The sequence below is a fragment of the Chryseobacterium jejuense genome (genome assembly GCF_900100075.1).
Classification (GTDB): domain Bacteria; phylum Bacteroidota; class Bacteroidia; order Flavobacteriales; family Weeksellaceae; genus Chryseobacterium; species Chryseobacterium jejuense.
This window is the reverse complement of record NZ_FNEG01000001.1, coordinates 552040-566636: the sequence shown is the minus strand read 5'-3', so window position 1 is coordinate 566636 and position 14597 is coordinate 552040. Positions and strand designations below refer to the sequence as shown.

Annotated in this window: 15 protein-coding genes; 7 read left to right on the top strand and 8 right to left on the bottom strand. The window is 35.3% G+C overall.

What is annotated here, in order from left to right:
• Positions 1-70 precede the first annotated feature (70 nt).
• The 3 genes from BLS98_RS02535 to BLS98_RS02525 form a co-directional block, all read right to left on the bottom strand.
• Positions 71-1189, bottom strand: coding sequence for an HlyD family secretion protein (locus BLS98_RS02535; protein WP_089733282.1), 1119 nt, complete (start codon positions 1187-1189; stop codon positions 71-73).
• 23 nt (positions 1190-1212) lie between these two features.
• A complete protein-coding gene (locus tag BLS98_RS02530) occupies positions 1213-2523 on the bottom strand; it encodes a TolC family protein (protein ID WP_089733280.1) in 1311 nt (436 codons plus the stop codon).
• A gap of 89 nt (positions 2524-2612) precedes the next feature.
• Positions 2613-3458: a helix-turn-helix domain-containing protein gene (locus tag BLS98_RS02525; protein WP_089733278.1), complete on the bottom strand. Its 846-nt coding sequence runs from the start codon at positions 3456-3458 to the stop codon at positions 2613-2615.
• 73 nt (positions 3459-3531) lie between these two features.
• Here BLS98_RS02525 and BLS98_RS02520 point away from each other — a divergent pair, with 73 nt between their 5' ends.
• Together BLS98_RS02520 and BLS98_RS02515 are read left to right on the top strand one after the other, a co-directional pair.
• A complete protein-coding gene (locus BLS98_RS02520; protein WP_089733276.1) occupies positions 3532-4005 on the top strand; it encodes an Mpo1 family 2-hydroxy fatty acid dioxygenase in 474 nt (157 codons plus the stop codon).
• A gap of 88 nt (positions 4006-4093) precedes the next feature.
• A complete protein-coding gene (locus BLS98_RS02515; RefSeq protein WP_089733274.1) occupies positions 4094-4939 on the top strand; it encodes a DUF4349 domain-containing protein in 846 nt (281 codons plus the stop codon).
• Between the two features lie 54 nt (positions 4940-4993).
• Here the strand turns inward: BLS98_RS02515 and BLS98_RS02510 are convergent, their stop codons facing one another.
• The 5 genes from BLS98_RS02510 to dnaA form a co-directional block, all read right to left on the bottom strand.
• A complete protein-coding gene (locus BLS98_RS02510; protein WP_089733272.1) occupies positions 4994-6001 on the bottom strand; it encodes a hypothetical protein in 1008 nt (335 codons plus the stop codon).
• Between the two features lie 3 nt (positions 6002-6004).
• Positions 6005-6292, bottom strand: coding sequence for a hypothetical protein (locus tag BLS98_RS02505; RefSeq protein WP_089733270.1), 288 nt, complete (start codon positions 6290-6292; stop codon positions 6005-6007).
• Between the two features lie 10 nt (positions 6293-6302).
• Positions 6303-7001: an SAM-dependent methyltransferase gene (locus BLS98_RS02500; protein WP_089733268.1), complete on the bottom strand. Its 699-nt coding sequence runs from the start codon at positions 6999-7001 to the stop codon at positions 6303-6305.
• A 23-nt stretch (positions 7002-7024) separates the two neighbouring features.
• Positions 7025-7483 carry a low molecular weight protein-tyrosine-phosphatase gene (locus BLS98_RS02495; protein ID WP_089733266.1) on the bottom strand — a complete coding sequence of 153 codons (459 nt, stop codon included), beginning with the start codon at positions 7481-7483 and terminating at the stop codon, positions 7025-7027.
• Between the two features lie 116 nt (positions 7484-7599).
• Positions 7600-9054 carry a chromosomal replication initiator protein DnaA gene (gene dnaA, locus BLS98_RS02490; RefSeq protein ID WP_045495212.1) on the bottom strand — a complete coding sequence of 485 codons (1455 nt, stop codon included), beginning with the start codon at positions 9052-9054 and terminating at the stop codon, positions 7600-7602.
• Positions 9055-9190: 136 nt separating this feature from the next.
• Here dnaA and BLS98_RS02485 point away from each other — a divergent pair, with 136 nt between their 5' ends.
• From BLS98_RS02485 to BLS98_RS02465, 5 genes are all read left to right on the top strand, one after another.
• Entirely contained in the window at positions 9191-9619 is a 429-nt protein-coding gene (locus BLS98_RS02485; RefSeq protein ID WP_089733265.1) for an acyl-CoA thioesterase, read from the top strand.
• Between the two features lie 163 nt (positions 9620-9782).
• Positions 9783-10631, top strand: a complete 849-nt coding sequence (gene pheA, locus BLS98_RS02480) for a prephenate dehydratase (RefSeq protein WP_089733262.1) — start codon at positions 9783-9785, stop codon at positions 10629-10631.
• 357 nt (positions 10632-10988) lie between these two features.
• Positions 10989-11696: a hypothetical protein gene (locus BLS98_RS02475; protein WP_089733261.1), complete on the top strand. Its 708-nt coding sequence runs from the start codon at positions 10989-10991 to the stop codon at positions 11694-11696.
• Positions 11697-11802: 106 nt separating this feature from the next.
• Positions 11803-14034, top strand: a complete 2232-nt coding sequence (locus BLS98_RS02470; protein WP_089733259.1) for a DUF2339 domain-containing protein — start codon at positions 11803-11805, stop codon at positions 14032-14034.
• Between the two features lie 113 nt (positions 14035-14147).
• On the top strand, positions 14148-14567 hold the full coding sequence (locus BLS98_RS02465; RefSeq protein WP_089733257.1) for a hypothetical protein: 420 nt from the start codon (positions 14148-14150) through the stop codon (positions 14565-14567).
• The last annotated feature ends 30 nt before the right edge of the window (positions 14568-14597 follow it).

The following is a 14597-nucleotide window of genomic DNA, read 5'->3' as shown; positions in this document are numbered from 1 at the left end:
CAGACTTTCTAGACATTCAGCCTTAGCTTTCCACGCTGCATAATGTCTGGAATCTGATATCTTCCATCTTCTAGTCTTTATTAATATTCACGTTCATATTCATCCCTGCACTCAGCTTCTCAAGATCTTCTTTTTTATTGGAAGCTGTGAACTCGATTCTTACAGGAATTCTTTGCTGTACTTTAATGAAGTTACCCGTTGAGTTATCGGTTGGTACGCTTGAATATCTTGATCCTGTAGCTGCAGAAACAGCAGTTACTACTCCTTCAAACTGTTTTCCACCTAAGGCATCAGCCGTCATCATCATCTTCTCTCCTACTTTTATATTAGGCATCTGACTTTCAAGGAAGTTGGCCGTTACCCATTTCTGACCATTCAATACGATGGTTGCCACTTGCTGACCTGGTTGAATCAGTTGTCCTTCAGAAATTGTTCTTCTTCCCATTACTCCATCATAAGGAGCTGTAATTACAGTATAAGAAAGGTTGATTCTAGCCATATCCAGCGCAGATTTTGTTCTTTTGATCTCTGCATCATTGATCCCTAATTTACTTTTCACTTCTGTAGTAGAAAGATTTGCAGATTGTTTCTGATTCACCAATGTTTCATAAGCAGCCTTTTGAGCATCATATTCTGTTTTTACCTGATCGTATTGTTGTCTGGTTACCGCTTCCGCAGATAAAAGATTTTTGTATCTGCTCAGGTTCTGTTCAGCATTCCAAAGTCTTGCTTTTGCTCCGGCAATATTAGATTCCATTACATTAATGTTGTTGGAAACAGTGTTTACGGAAGAACTTGTTGCTGTTTTTTGAGCCATTGCGTTTTGATAAGCTGCTTCAGCCTGCCCTAATTGAGTAAGGATTTCACGTTCATCCAAAACAACCAGTGTATCTCCTTTTTTAACTCTTTGGTGCTCAATAAATTTAATTTCTTTAATATAAGCAGAAACTCTTGTATTGATCGGGTTGATGAATTCTTCTACCTGAGCCGCTTCCGTATAGGTTTTGTTTCCGATGTGGAAATATTCACGGATGAGCCAGAATAATCCAAATCCGATGACCAGAAAAACGACAATATTGGAAATAATCGCTCTGATTTTATTTTTCTTGTTCTGCTTTTTTTTGCTATCTACTGCTGGTCTTGCAGGAGTAGGTGTTGTATTTTGAGTAGTTTGTTCCTTGTTTTCCATTGTGTTGATTTCAGTTTAAAAAATTAAAGTGTTCCTGTAGCTTTCAAAAGGTTATAATATTGATACAAAACATTGATCTCTGCATTGGCATAATCCAGCTCTGACTGTAGTTTCTGGTTTTGGGCATCAATCATTTCTGCCTGTACAGCCAATTGATTTAAGTATTTGGCTTCGGTAATTTTGTAGTTTTCCTCTGCCAGTCTTTTGGAATCATTCAGTATATCTGCCTGCTGGATAGCTTCCTGATATTTGGTATACGCTGCATTCACGCCCATATCTACATTCTGTTGAACCAAAGTCATGGCATCACTGGCCTGATTCTTCTGCAGTTCACCTAACTTTACTTTTTCCTTTGTCTTATACAGCGTATCAATATTGTAACTAAGAGAAACACCTGTCTGCCAACCTCCTGAATACATATCCAAGACAGGGTTTCTCGTAGTAATTGGTCTTTGTAAAGTATAACCACCGAATCCTGCCAGAGTAGGCAAGTTATCAGTCTTTATAATTTCAATATTCTTATCGGCTACTGCAATATTTTTCTGTGCTGATTTCAACACCGGATTGCTGTCATGTGCAAGATTCATATAATAATCCATCCCGATTCCGGATTCTTTGTTCTCCAGATTTTCAGTAGGAACAATTTCAGTGTCAGAAGATAAACCTAAAGCTATATTTAAATTATAGTTAAGGATTTTTTTATTGTTTGAAAGCGTCAGAATTCCCTGATCCAGGTTTTTAAGCGCAAGCTCACCACGAATCACTTCGTTTCTGGTCACCATCCCCTGCTGATAGAATTTCTGGATATTTTTCAGACGTTCCTGAGCCAGTTTTTTGTTATTCTGAAAAACCTCTTGCTGATTAATGATCTTATAAACATCCAAATAATTGGAAATCACTAAGAATTTCACATCCTGCTTATTTTTCTCCAGATCCAATTCGGAAAGCTGTTCACGAAGCCCCGCCATTTCAATGGATTTATTTACCAGTCCTCCTTTGAAGATGAGCTGTGTTGCCTGCACCGCATACGAACTTCCGTAATGAGGCATCGGAATCTTTGTAGAATTTGAAAAATCTTTGTCAATGGCTACGGCATCTCCCAAATAGAATTGGCTTGTAGAAGCTGTAATGGTTGGAAGTTTCTGAAGCTTTGCAACATTGATATTCTGTTTGGCAATATCAATATTCTGAGCCGAAACCTTCAACTGCTGATGATTCTGAACTGCCAGTTCAGCAATCTCACCTGCGGTCAGCTGTTTAATCTGTTGTGAAAAAAACAGCGCAGGAAAAGCTGCTATCAGAACTGATAGTGCTGTTTTTATTTTTTGTGTCATTTTACCTTGTTTTACAGAAGCAAAGTTAGGTGAATAACAAAATCAATCAAATGTTTGATTTTTGGAAAAAGATGTTCAAATGTAGGATTTTAGTTTTCAAACTGATGTCTGTACTGCCTAGGGCTTACTTCCATATGTTTTTTAAAAAAGTGTGAAAACGCGTACTGATCGCTGAAACCGAGGATAGAAGACACCTCAGAAACAGGTTTATTAGAAGAGTTCAGGAGCACTTTGGCTTCATTTATGACAATTAAAGCAATGATATGGCTTGCTGTTTTTCCCGTCACTTCTTTGACTACTGATGAAAGATGTCTGGTTGTAATGGATTGTCTCTCGGCATAGAACTCAACGGTTCTTTCGGTAAGATGATATTCGGAAAGGTCGGTAAGAAAAACAAACACAATTTCTTCCTGTCTGGACATCTGATTCATAGAATTATTGTCTTCTTTCGAAATAATTCCAGCCATCTGATAACAGAACACAGAAAAAAGGTGCTCCACCATTTCTTTTTTGTAGAGCATATCGGTTTCAGAATCTAAAATATATTTCAGAAAATTGACACTTTTCCAAACCACTTCCATTTCACTTTCCGGAAAAGGAACCCCTCTATTCATTTGTTGCCTGAAATATCGATAGGTAATCAGTCTGTTGAACTTCAAAGAAAGGGCGGAAATAAATTCCCTTTTATAAGAAACCATTCTGGACTGAAAATCATCAGTCACTGCTATCACTTCATAAATAGTTTGTGGATCAGTAACCATAAACATATTGGCTGAAACCTCCAGATCACTGAAGTGCTGGCGAAGTTTTATGGTTCCTGATTTAATGAAAATAAAAGCTGGGTTATCGGGACGAAAAGGCTTATCAACAGCAATTCTCTCGAAAATATTTTTTTGCGTAAAAATTTCAACTCCGAACTTTTCTAAGGCAGACATAGCACAAATGTAAGCAAACTTATCACTGATTACAAAATTTTATTATTTTAGCATTAATCCAATTCCTGTCAGTATGAGAAAGGTTGATTTATTATTTGCGGAATATAGTAAGAGCCATAGAAATGCGACTAACAAGTTCATTCATTGGTTTTGTGTGCCTTTAATCTTTTGCTCTATTCTGGGGTTTATTTCTTTGATTCCTTCGCCCCATTTCTGTATTTCCTACCTTGGATGTATCAGTATTGTGAGCTTAGTTGCCATTATTCTGATCAGTTTATATTATCTAAGGTTATCTTTATTAATTGGAATCGCCATGATTTTGATTATGCTTTTGGCAGAACATTGTATCTATCTTACCAATATTAGCCTCGGAAAACAGTCCTGGATGCTTTATCTCAGTGTTTTTGTTGTTACATGGATCTTCCAGTTTATCGGGCATAAGATTGAAGGAAAAAAACCATCTTTCCTGAAGGACATTCAGTTTCTGCTGATTGGGCCTATCTGGCTGTTAGGCTTTATTCTGAAAAAAACCGGAATCAGGTATTAACTTTTTTGGTTTATTCTTTTATCCAATTTTTGGGCAATTATCTTTCCAAGCATAGTTTTTGATAGTATTCATGGAAAATTAAACTTCCATGAGAACAATACTTTTACCTTTACTTTTTCTTGCCTTTATCAATTGTAGTAAGTCTGGTGGCGATAAGCATTCTGTTAATGCTGACCTTGTAGATATTATTAACGAAGAACCACTTCCTCCCCATTCCGTATCTGAAAAGGCTTCATCTGACGCAACTTCATTTCCTACTTTAAAAGGATCAGATACTGTCTCCAGAAAAATTATTAAAAATGGAGGAATGAGAATTCAGGTGGGAGATATTAAAAAAGCGCAAAGTCAGACCCATGAGATTTTAAAGAAAAATAATGCATACATCCAGAAAGAAGAGTTTCAAAATACAGATGTGAATGAAAATCTGAATCTGACAATCAGAGTTCCTCACAAAAGTTTCGATAAACTTATTAATTCATTTTCTGATGGTGTAGGTTCTGTGCTGTCTAAAAATATTTCATCAGATGATGTTACAGAGGAATATACTGATGTATCCATAAAATTGGCTAACAAAAAAATCTATCTTGAAAAGTATAGGGACATGCTTAAAAGTGCAACCACCACAAAAGATATGTTGGAAATACAGGAAAAGATCCGGGGATTGGAAGATGAGATTGATGTAGCAGAAGGAAGACTTCGTTTTATTGATGACCGAGTGAATTACAGCACTTTAGAACTTAGCTTATATAAAGAAAAAGTAAGAAGTTCTGCTACTTCAAAAATTGGATTCGGAAGCCGGTTTATAGACTCTCTTACGGAAGGGTGGAATAGTTTCGTAGCCTTTTTATTAGGTATTATTTCCTTTTGGCCATTCTTTTTGCTGATTCCTATGATAATTGTTCTTTGGAAGAAATGGAAAAAAAGAAAGCAATAAACATCGCCATATAAATTAACAAAACCGAATCTCTATTAAGGTTCGGTTTTTATTTTAACGTGCATATTTTGTTGGAAGATCCGGGTAATTATCTTTTAATGGGATCGTTTTTCCTCCTTTAGAAATTTTAGCCTTTGGATAAGCGTTTTTAAATAATGTAAAGGTTATGATTGCAGGCTCATTACTCTTTACTTGGTTTAACACTTTAAAAGCATCCAGTAATTCTTGACTGTCAAAGGAATAATTACTTCCATATCTCTGTGTATTTCCCCAATCAATAGAAAACCTGTTTGGAAGATTTCTCAGTTTCGATTCTTCAAAGGTTTCATTTTCAACTCTCATTGATTTACCATCAAAAGCATACGCTGAAATTTCAGAAACTTTCTCAGTATTTTCAGTTTCAATCTTCACCATCCATGAGTATTTTTGGATAAGAATATCTGAATAGTCTGAAACATCTTTCAGGGAAGGAAACTCATTATATTCCTCTCCTGCATATTTTCTGTATACCAGCATTTTCAACGCTCCAGGAATTTCCTTTGCTTGAAAATTTTCTATTAATTTTGATCCGAGATTCTTATTTCCCGGCTGTTCAATCATCAGAGAAATCTTACCTTTTGGCTGAACATCAACCTTCAGATCTATTCTCTGACTCTTATTTTCCAAAGATTTTTTTATTTTTTCCAGAGAAAGATTTGTATTCAGCTGGTAAAACTTTTTCTCTTCAACAGAAAAATATTTAATGGATAAAGAATCCGGTAACAAATTATCCTGTGACCAAAAATAAGCGGAATCTGCACCTTTTGAAACAATTAACTTTGGAGAATTATAATCTAATATATTTTTAGAATCATTAAAAGTATTGATAAAAACTGCATCAATGATCTTAAGCATACCCGACTTTTCATCTTTTGAATTAGGTACCACACTGATGATCTTTGCAGACCAGTTTACTTTATCAAATTCCTTCTTTTTCAACAAGGCAACTCCATAGAGAAGAACCAGCACAATAAAAACGACTGCCAGACAAAAATTCAGATAATCTATGATCGTTTTTTTCATATTTTAATGTTGATAAGCTTTTCCCAAAGCACCTAAATAAGACAATGCTACAAATGCCAACAAGGAAATGATTATAATAAAAAAAGTAAAATACCTGAATGATTTTTTATATCTGGATTCTCCCATAAACCCATTAAGAATAAGAGAAATAACCGGAATAAAAAAGCACACAAAAGCTAAAAACAACCCTTCCCCTATCTTTACATTAAAGTCTATATAATCCAGGTATTTGATAAGCAATACCTGAATGCAAAACAATAGAATAACAGTAAGAAACGGGTTATTTTTCATCGTTATTTTTTTATTTTCCTAATACAAATACAGCGGGAACTTTATGAAGCTCAGGCTTTTGTTTCTGCCAGTCTTTAATCGTTTTAGTCTTAATAAATTCATGCTCAGGATCATTGATATTGGCAGCAATACAAAGTTTGGTATTAGGAGACAGAAACTTGGTCAGATCTTCAATAAGCTGGTTGTTTCTATAGGGAGTTTCCATAAAGATCTGAGAATAACCTGTTTTCTGAACTAAACTTTCCAGCTGTTGAATCTGCTTCTTTTTCTCTCCTTTATCAATCGGAAGGTATCCGTTAAAGGTAAATTCCTGTCCGTTAAAACCACTGGAGATCAGCGCCAGAATAATAGATGAAGGTCCTGAAATAGGAACTACCTGGATGTTTTTCTCATGGCACCATTTTACCATCAGATTTCCAGGATCTGCAATACATGGCAGCCCGGCTTCAGAAAGCAATCCAAAGTCCTGCCCTTTCAACATCAACTGTTGAGCTTCTTTAATATCTGCGTTTTCTGTATACTTATCTAATAAAAACAATTTCAGGTCTGCCTGCTTCTTTTCAGGAGCAAAGAATTTAACGACCTTTCTGGCTGTTTTCTCATTCTCCACAAAGAAGTAGTCCGTTTGCATGATATATTCCTTAATAACGGGTGCAAAATGGCTGATAGATGTATTTTCTGATAAATAAGCAGGGAGTAAAAAAAGCATAAAAATTTATTTATGGATGATGATTATAAATTATGAATCGTTAACTGGGAAGCAATGGCATTGCACCCTTTATCTAATAACTGGAAAACTTTTTCGAAGTCTTCCATTCCACCCCAATATGGGTCAGGAACTTCAGTATTATTGAATTTTCCGGCAGCTTCCAGAAACAATGATACTTTTTGTCTTTCTTCTTCATTAAGCGCTTTAGCCATAACATCTTTATAGACACTTGCATCCATACAGTAAATCTTATCAAAGGTTTCATAATCAGCTCTTGTGATAGGCCTTGACTTCTGCATGGAAATATCAACATCATGATGGGCAGCAGTTTTAATGGCTCTTTTATCCGGATGTTCCCCTTCATGCATAGAAATCGTTCCGGCAGAATCTACCACAAAGCTTTCCGGTACTTTAGTTTTCATAATTCCTTCTGCTAAAGGGCTTCTGCATATATTTCCAAGGCAAACCATCAGGATTTTCATAGTCTGAAATTTAAAAGATTAAACTGTGATAAATGTTTATTAGCTTCAACAAATCTAAATAAAAAATGAAGAATACAACTATTCTTCATTTTTTAATATTTTAGCTTAAGATGATCTTACTGTTTGATTCTTTCGGTAAGATCCTTAACGTATTTCTTGATTTCTTTATCAATTTTCGATACATCCTTGATGGTATCACAAGCATACATTACCGTAGAGTGGTCTTTCCCGCCCATTTCTTCACCAATCTTAGTGAATGTGGAGTTGGTAAACTCTTTTGAGAAGTACATGGCCAATTGTCTTGGTAAAGCGATTTCTCTTTTTCTTGTTTTAGACAGAAGCTGCTCTTTTTTGATTCCAAAATAGTCGCAAACCACTTCCTGAATATAAGGAATATTGATCACCTTCTTTTGGTTAGCTGCAATTCTGTTGATAGTTTCTTTTAGTAATTCAAGACTTAAGTCTCTCTTATATACCGTAGAGTAAGCAATTACCGAGTTAATTACCCCGATTAGCTCTCTAACGTTTGTTTTGGTTTCAACAGCAAGGAAATCAAGCATATCTCCAGGAAGTACAATCCCATCTCTGCTTAATTTGTCTTCAATGATCTGTCTTCTTGTAGATAAATCCGGAGATTTGATCTCTGCAGAAAGTCCCCATTTGAAACGGGAAACAATTCTATCCTGAATATCCATAATATCTGCCGGTGCTTTATCTGAAGTAAGGATGATCTGCTTTCCATTTTGATGCAGGTGATCGAAAATGTGGAAGAAACTGTCCTGTGTTGCCGACTTTCCAGATAAGAATTGGATATCATCAATAATCAGTACATCTACCATTTGATAGAAGTTAGCAAACTCTGTCTGCTTATGCGCTTTCGCAGCTGAAATAAACTGCTGGATGAATTTTTCCGAAGATAAATAAAGAACTACTTTGTCCGGAAACTGATTCTTTACTTCAAGACCAACTGCCTGGCCTAAGTGGGTTTTTCCAACTCCATATCCTCCATATAAGAATAATGGGTTGAATGCTGTAGCTCCCGGTCTTTTTGCAATTGATCTTGCTACGGTAGCTGCAAATTTATTACTTTCTCCTTCTACATAGCTATCAAAAGAATAGTCTGGTTTCAGGTTTGAATCAATATTTACTTTTCTAATTCCAGGGACCACGAAAGGGTTTACAATATTAGCTGAGAATCCTTGTGGCATTGTTTCCTGTGTTTTTGGAGTGGGAACGCTTTGTCCCTTCATATTCATGGTAACCGGTTTTTCTTCACCTTTCGGTCTGTTTTCCATTACAGAATACCATAATTTAACTCCTTTTCCTACATTTTTCTTCAGGGCAGCAGAAAGTAAGGACAAGTAGTTATCCTCTATATATTCCTTGTAAAAATCGCTCGGTACGATAAGTGTAAGGTTATTAGACACTAATGAAAGTGGCTGTACCTTATCAAATAACATATCGAAAGATTTTTCAAGTTTTTTCAGGTCAGAATTATCTTCAGCTGCGTTCAAGTTATCGCGCATAAACTGAAGGCACTTCTGCCATATCATCATTAAATTGTCATCCATTTTTATGCCCTGATTATTCTTTTGTTTGTACTGTTTTTAGAAGGGAGACAAAGGTCCAATATTTTCTTTTTAAAAAAAAATATTGCAGGTATTGATTATTTAAAAATATATTTGTATGTATAATTAAAGACCTAAAATGATACATACAACACACTCAATACGAGTACGTTATGCAGAAACAGACCCTATGAAATATGTCTACTATGGCAACTATGCTCAATACTTTGAAGTGGGCCGGGTTGAGCTCTTCAGAAGCATAGGAATTTCATACGATGAAATTGAAAACCAAGGAATTTGGTTGCCTGTTTCAGACTACAAAATTAAGTATATTCGCCCAGCTTTGTATGACCAAAAGTTAGAAATTCATACTTATGTAAAAAAAATTCCCGGTGTAAGAATTGAATTTGAATATGAAATTTACAATGAAGAGCATATTAAAATTACCGAAGCATCCACTACTCTTTTCTTTTTAGATGCCAACACCAATAAAGTCATCAAATGTCCGGATTTTCTGATGAAAATGATTGAATCTAATTGGAAGGAGGCTGCAGAGGAAATATTGTAAAAGCTTGAGACAGGAGACATAGAGAGTGGAGATATGAGAGTTGACCTCTATAGCCAACAACCTTAAGCTTCAACCCTCGAACTTTAAACGCTCTCCCCTTGCACTTTGAACTATAATTCGCACCTTTGTCACTGTATAACAACAACACCTTATATATTTACTTATGAAGATTGCATTTTTGGGGCCTCATGCCAGCTTTACCCAGCTTGCCGCTGCACAGCTTTTTCCTGATGATGAGCTTTTACCGCAAGCCAGCATTCTGGATTGTTTTGGAGCAGTAGAAAGCGGAGCTGCACTTAAAGCTGTTGTTCCTTTGGAAAACTCCATAGAAGGCACCGTATCAATGACGCTGGATTATTTGTATAAGACACCGTCTATTAAAATTGAAGCAGAAGCTGTGATGCCTATTGCCCACCACCTGATGATTCATCCTGCAAATTCAATTGAAGAGATCGAAAGGATTTATTCGCATCCTCAGGCATTGGCTCAGAGTTTCCATTTTCTGGACACTCATTATAAAGAAATTCCCAAACAGGACTTTTCTTCTACAGCAGCAGCAGCTAAATTTGTTTCGGAAAACAAGGATTCTAAAATTGCTGCAGTAGCGAATCAGTTTGCCGCCAACTTATATGGATTGAATATCATCAACCGTAATATTCAGGATTTTGAACAAAATCATACCCGATTTATCATTATCTCGAAACAGCAAAACAAATACGACAACAGTCAACTGGAAACATTAGGAGAGAAATCCGGAATGCTTGTAACCCTTCCTGAAGATCATCCGGGAGGACTTCACCAGGTTTTATCAGTTTTTGCATGGAGAAAAATGAACCTCAGCAAGATTGAATCCAGGACATTAAAGACCGGATTGGGTAATTACTTCTTCTTTATCAATGTAGAAGGCCCATGGGAAGATGTACTACATGGGAACGCCTTAAAAGAACTGGAATCCATCAAAGCAGATGTTGATTTCCTAGGAAATTATAAAGAATTCCTTTTAGAAAGCTAAAAATTAACTGACCCATTGTCTTAAAAAGCACTGTTTACTACAACAGTGCTTTTTTTATGGCATATATAGCAAAAAAAGAGACCATAATTCATTTACAAATACCTGATTATAAAACCCTATAACTCCAAAAAATAACCCACACAAAAGGGATATTTTTATTTTTTAAAACCCTCATACACACTGGATTAATCAAATAAAACAAAAATAACTCGTAATTAAAATATGTAATAATATATTCTAAAATATAAACATACGTTTAAATATATTACATCATATTAACATTAAAAATGAAAATTTCACAATGGAGAGTATAATATTTGTTGTATATTTGTTAATAACTAAATAAAAATCTTGATCATGAAAACTAAACTTTACAGCTTACTACTGGCATGTGCAGCCATACCGCTGTTTTCCCAGGTTGGTATTAACACTGACACTCCAACAGCAACACTAGACGTCAATGGAACCATGAGGGTTAGAGTCACTCCTCCTGCAGCTACAGTGACCGGATATCAGATTTTAACTCAAGATGTAGCTACCACCGAGGTATTTGCAATGGACCCGCAATTGATAATAGCCGCTGCTAATGTCAACTCAAGTATGTATTTTGCAAAAAAAACGGCAACACTCAGTCTTTTAAGTCTAGGTTTATTCCCTAGCGGATTCAGATCTGTTAACTTCTTACAAGCAGAGAGAACAATTGGTTCCGCAAGTTTATTCAGCGATACAGATAACACTTACACAGCACCATCTACCGGTGTCTACGCGATCAGTTTCTCTTTCCGTTTAGGGACAGGGTTACAAGCTTCAATCCTTGCCAACAGTCCTGGAGTAGGACTATTAAGAACAAGAAGTGGTGTTGCTACGGTTATTGACAGTCGTCCGTTTAGTGGAGCCAGTCTTGCTTTAATAGACCTTACAATCTCTGATACTACAATCAGCGGTATATATTCGCTTCAGGCAGGAGATAAAATTAATTTTGGTCTTACCGGGTCTTCTGCTATAACAGCTGGTTTATTAACGTCCAGTATTTCTACATTCTATATTTATAAAATCTCCAACTAGTAAAACATATTGTTAGTTATCTATATCGTTAACCCATCGCCCCTGTTGCGATGGGTTAATTTTTAATACCATTTCAAAATTCTTTATATTTGATAAAAACTATATAATGAATGAATATATTGCGGTTATCCTGATTATAGTCATTGCCATTATTTTCAACAACCTGAACACCAAAATCCGGAAACTTGAAAAAGAGGTATCAGACCTTAGCTCCAAAATCAATAAAAAAACATTACACCCTGAGCCAACCCAGGAAGTTATTTCTACTGAAGAAATCATCACCCCACTGCCTACACCAATATACGAACCCCAAAGGGAAACTACAGCCCTGAATGAAAATTCCGAAACCCCTCCCATAATTCAAAAAGACTGGCTAAGCCCTGTTTTTGAATTTTTAAAACAAAACATTCTTACTGTTATTGGTATTTTCACTTTAGTTCTAGGAATAGGTTACTTTGTAAAATACGCTATTGATAAAAACTGGATTGGAGAGACCGCAAGAGCAGGAATTGGCCTTTGTACCGGGACAGCCATCATTCTTACAGGACATTTTCTCAGAAAAAACTATAAAACATTTGCCTCCATCATTACCGGTGGCGGAATTGCTGTTCTATATTTCACCACTACAATTGCTTTCAGAGAATACCACATTTTCAGCCAGAATACAGCTTTTGTTATTACTTCTATAATCACCACTGCAGCTATCTTTTTATCCTATTATTACAGAAGTGAAGTTTTAATCATTTTTTCATTAATAGGCGGTTTTACAGCTCCCCTAATGATTAGCACAGGAGAAAATAATTATGTATTCCTTTTCACCTACCTTACTCTACTGAATATAGGAATGCTGGCTGTTGCTTTTCTTCAACACTGGAAAAGTGTAGGATGGACAGCATATATCTTTACCAGCATATATCTTTTTTACTGGACTGTAGATCTTCCTGAGCTTTTGAGTATTACTTTCTATCTTATCAGCTATATTATTTTTTACACTTTTGCTCTTATCGATTATTTCAGGAAAAAAGAACTTCCTGTTCCGGATATTTTAATGCTTTCCCTTATTAATGGCTCAAGTATTATAGGCCTTACTTATATCTTCAACGAATTACAATATGAACCTGTTATTATCTTCCCTCTGATATTTGCTTTGGTGAACGCTATTTTTCTTTTCAGGGAATACGGAAAAAGAAACTTTAGGATTTCCTTTTCTGTTTTTGCAGGAATAACCGTCAGTCTGATTACAATAGCTGTTGCGCTGCAGTTTAAAGCTCACCTAATTACCAGCGTTTGGGCTATAGAGGCAGCCCTACTCCTTTTTATATGGAAAAAAACAGGTCATAAAATTTTTAAAACATGTTTTCATATCATTTTCCCATTGGTTATTTTCGCACAGCTTATTACCTGGTGTGAATATTTCAATGCCGTAAACCTCAACATTATATTCAACCCTGTATTTTTAACGAGTCTGGTGACCATTGTTTCCATCGGGATCAATTTATATTTATTAAAAAATTCCAGTGAAGAAACAGAAACAGGAACCCATACTTTTTTTGAAGACCTTATTACAGCTGCAAGCTATGGGGTTATTTACACCGCCATTCTTCTTGAAATTATTTATCACATCAATAGTCTACCTTGGGCAGCAATAACCAGTGTAGCACTATTGTACAGCATCTATTATATTTTCATATTACTGTTTTTCAGAAAAAAACTGAGTATCGCCAAAGATCTTCAAACAGGACTAATCTATTTGTTCCTCTTCCTTATAGTGATTAATATTTCTGTTGCCACCTCATCAATAGTTACAGATATTCTATCAAAACAACTTCAGAACAGCTTTTATATATTACACCTACTTCAATGGATACCTTTTATATATGTATCTTTAAAAATCATTCCTGATACAGATTTCCATCAATCAAAAATATCATACTGGATTATTTCTCTCGCGTTCATTGTTTCCGTTAGCGGTGAGCTTCATCATTTATATGTATTGGCAACATCTCATGGTATGGAAGATTTTTATGCTGTAAAAAATCATTTCAACATTCTTTATCTCCCCATCATCTGGACCATTCTTGCGAGTATATTCATTTATATAGGATTGAGAAAAAACATTCAGGAATACAACAAGATTGGGTTTTCTCTGATTGGTTTAATGGTTTTAAAACTTTATGCTTATGATGTGTGGCAAATGGATAACATCTCAAGAATCAGCGCGTTTATTGCTCTGGGGATTATTCTGCTATTAAGTTCTTTCACTTTTCAGCGCCTTAAGAATATTATCAAAAACATGGTTGATACGAAAGAAAAAAACGAAGAAAACCAGGAAGTATAATTGGGATAAAAGTTTTTATTTCTAAATAAAACGTAAAACATTTCAATATTTAATTCACATTTTACAAAAAATAACTATATTTATCACGTTTTTAACAGTTACATATTCTGATTATGAAAAAATTACTCTATTCTTTTTTAATACTGTCATCTGCAACATTATTTGCACAAAAAAAACTTGCAGTGGCTGAAAATATGATTGGAACAGAAGATCTGTTCAAGTCCGCAGGTTCTCGCATTCAGGTCCTAAAGGTCTATAATAGTGCAGCCAGCCTTCCTGCCAATTTAAAAAAATACAGTTCTGTTTTTACAAACGGGGTTACTGTATATAAAAGCAGTAAAAGCATTGGTTTTGATAAGATGGCATTATCTCAGCTAAACAGCCAAATTGATATTCCTGCAGATAATTCTGTTTTTATTGATGGTTATGAATTTACCGATTCATCTACTAAGATATTCACAGCAATTATGGCAAAAACGGAGAAGAAGGATTACAACGGAAAGCCGACTTTATTTATTTATACAACAAAGTAATTTTTAACAATAAAAAAAGGATAGCATTTT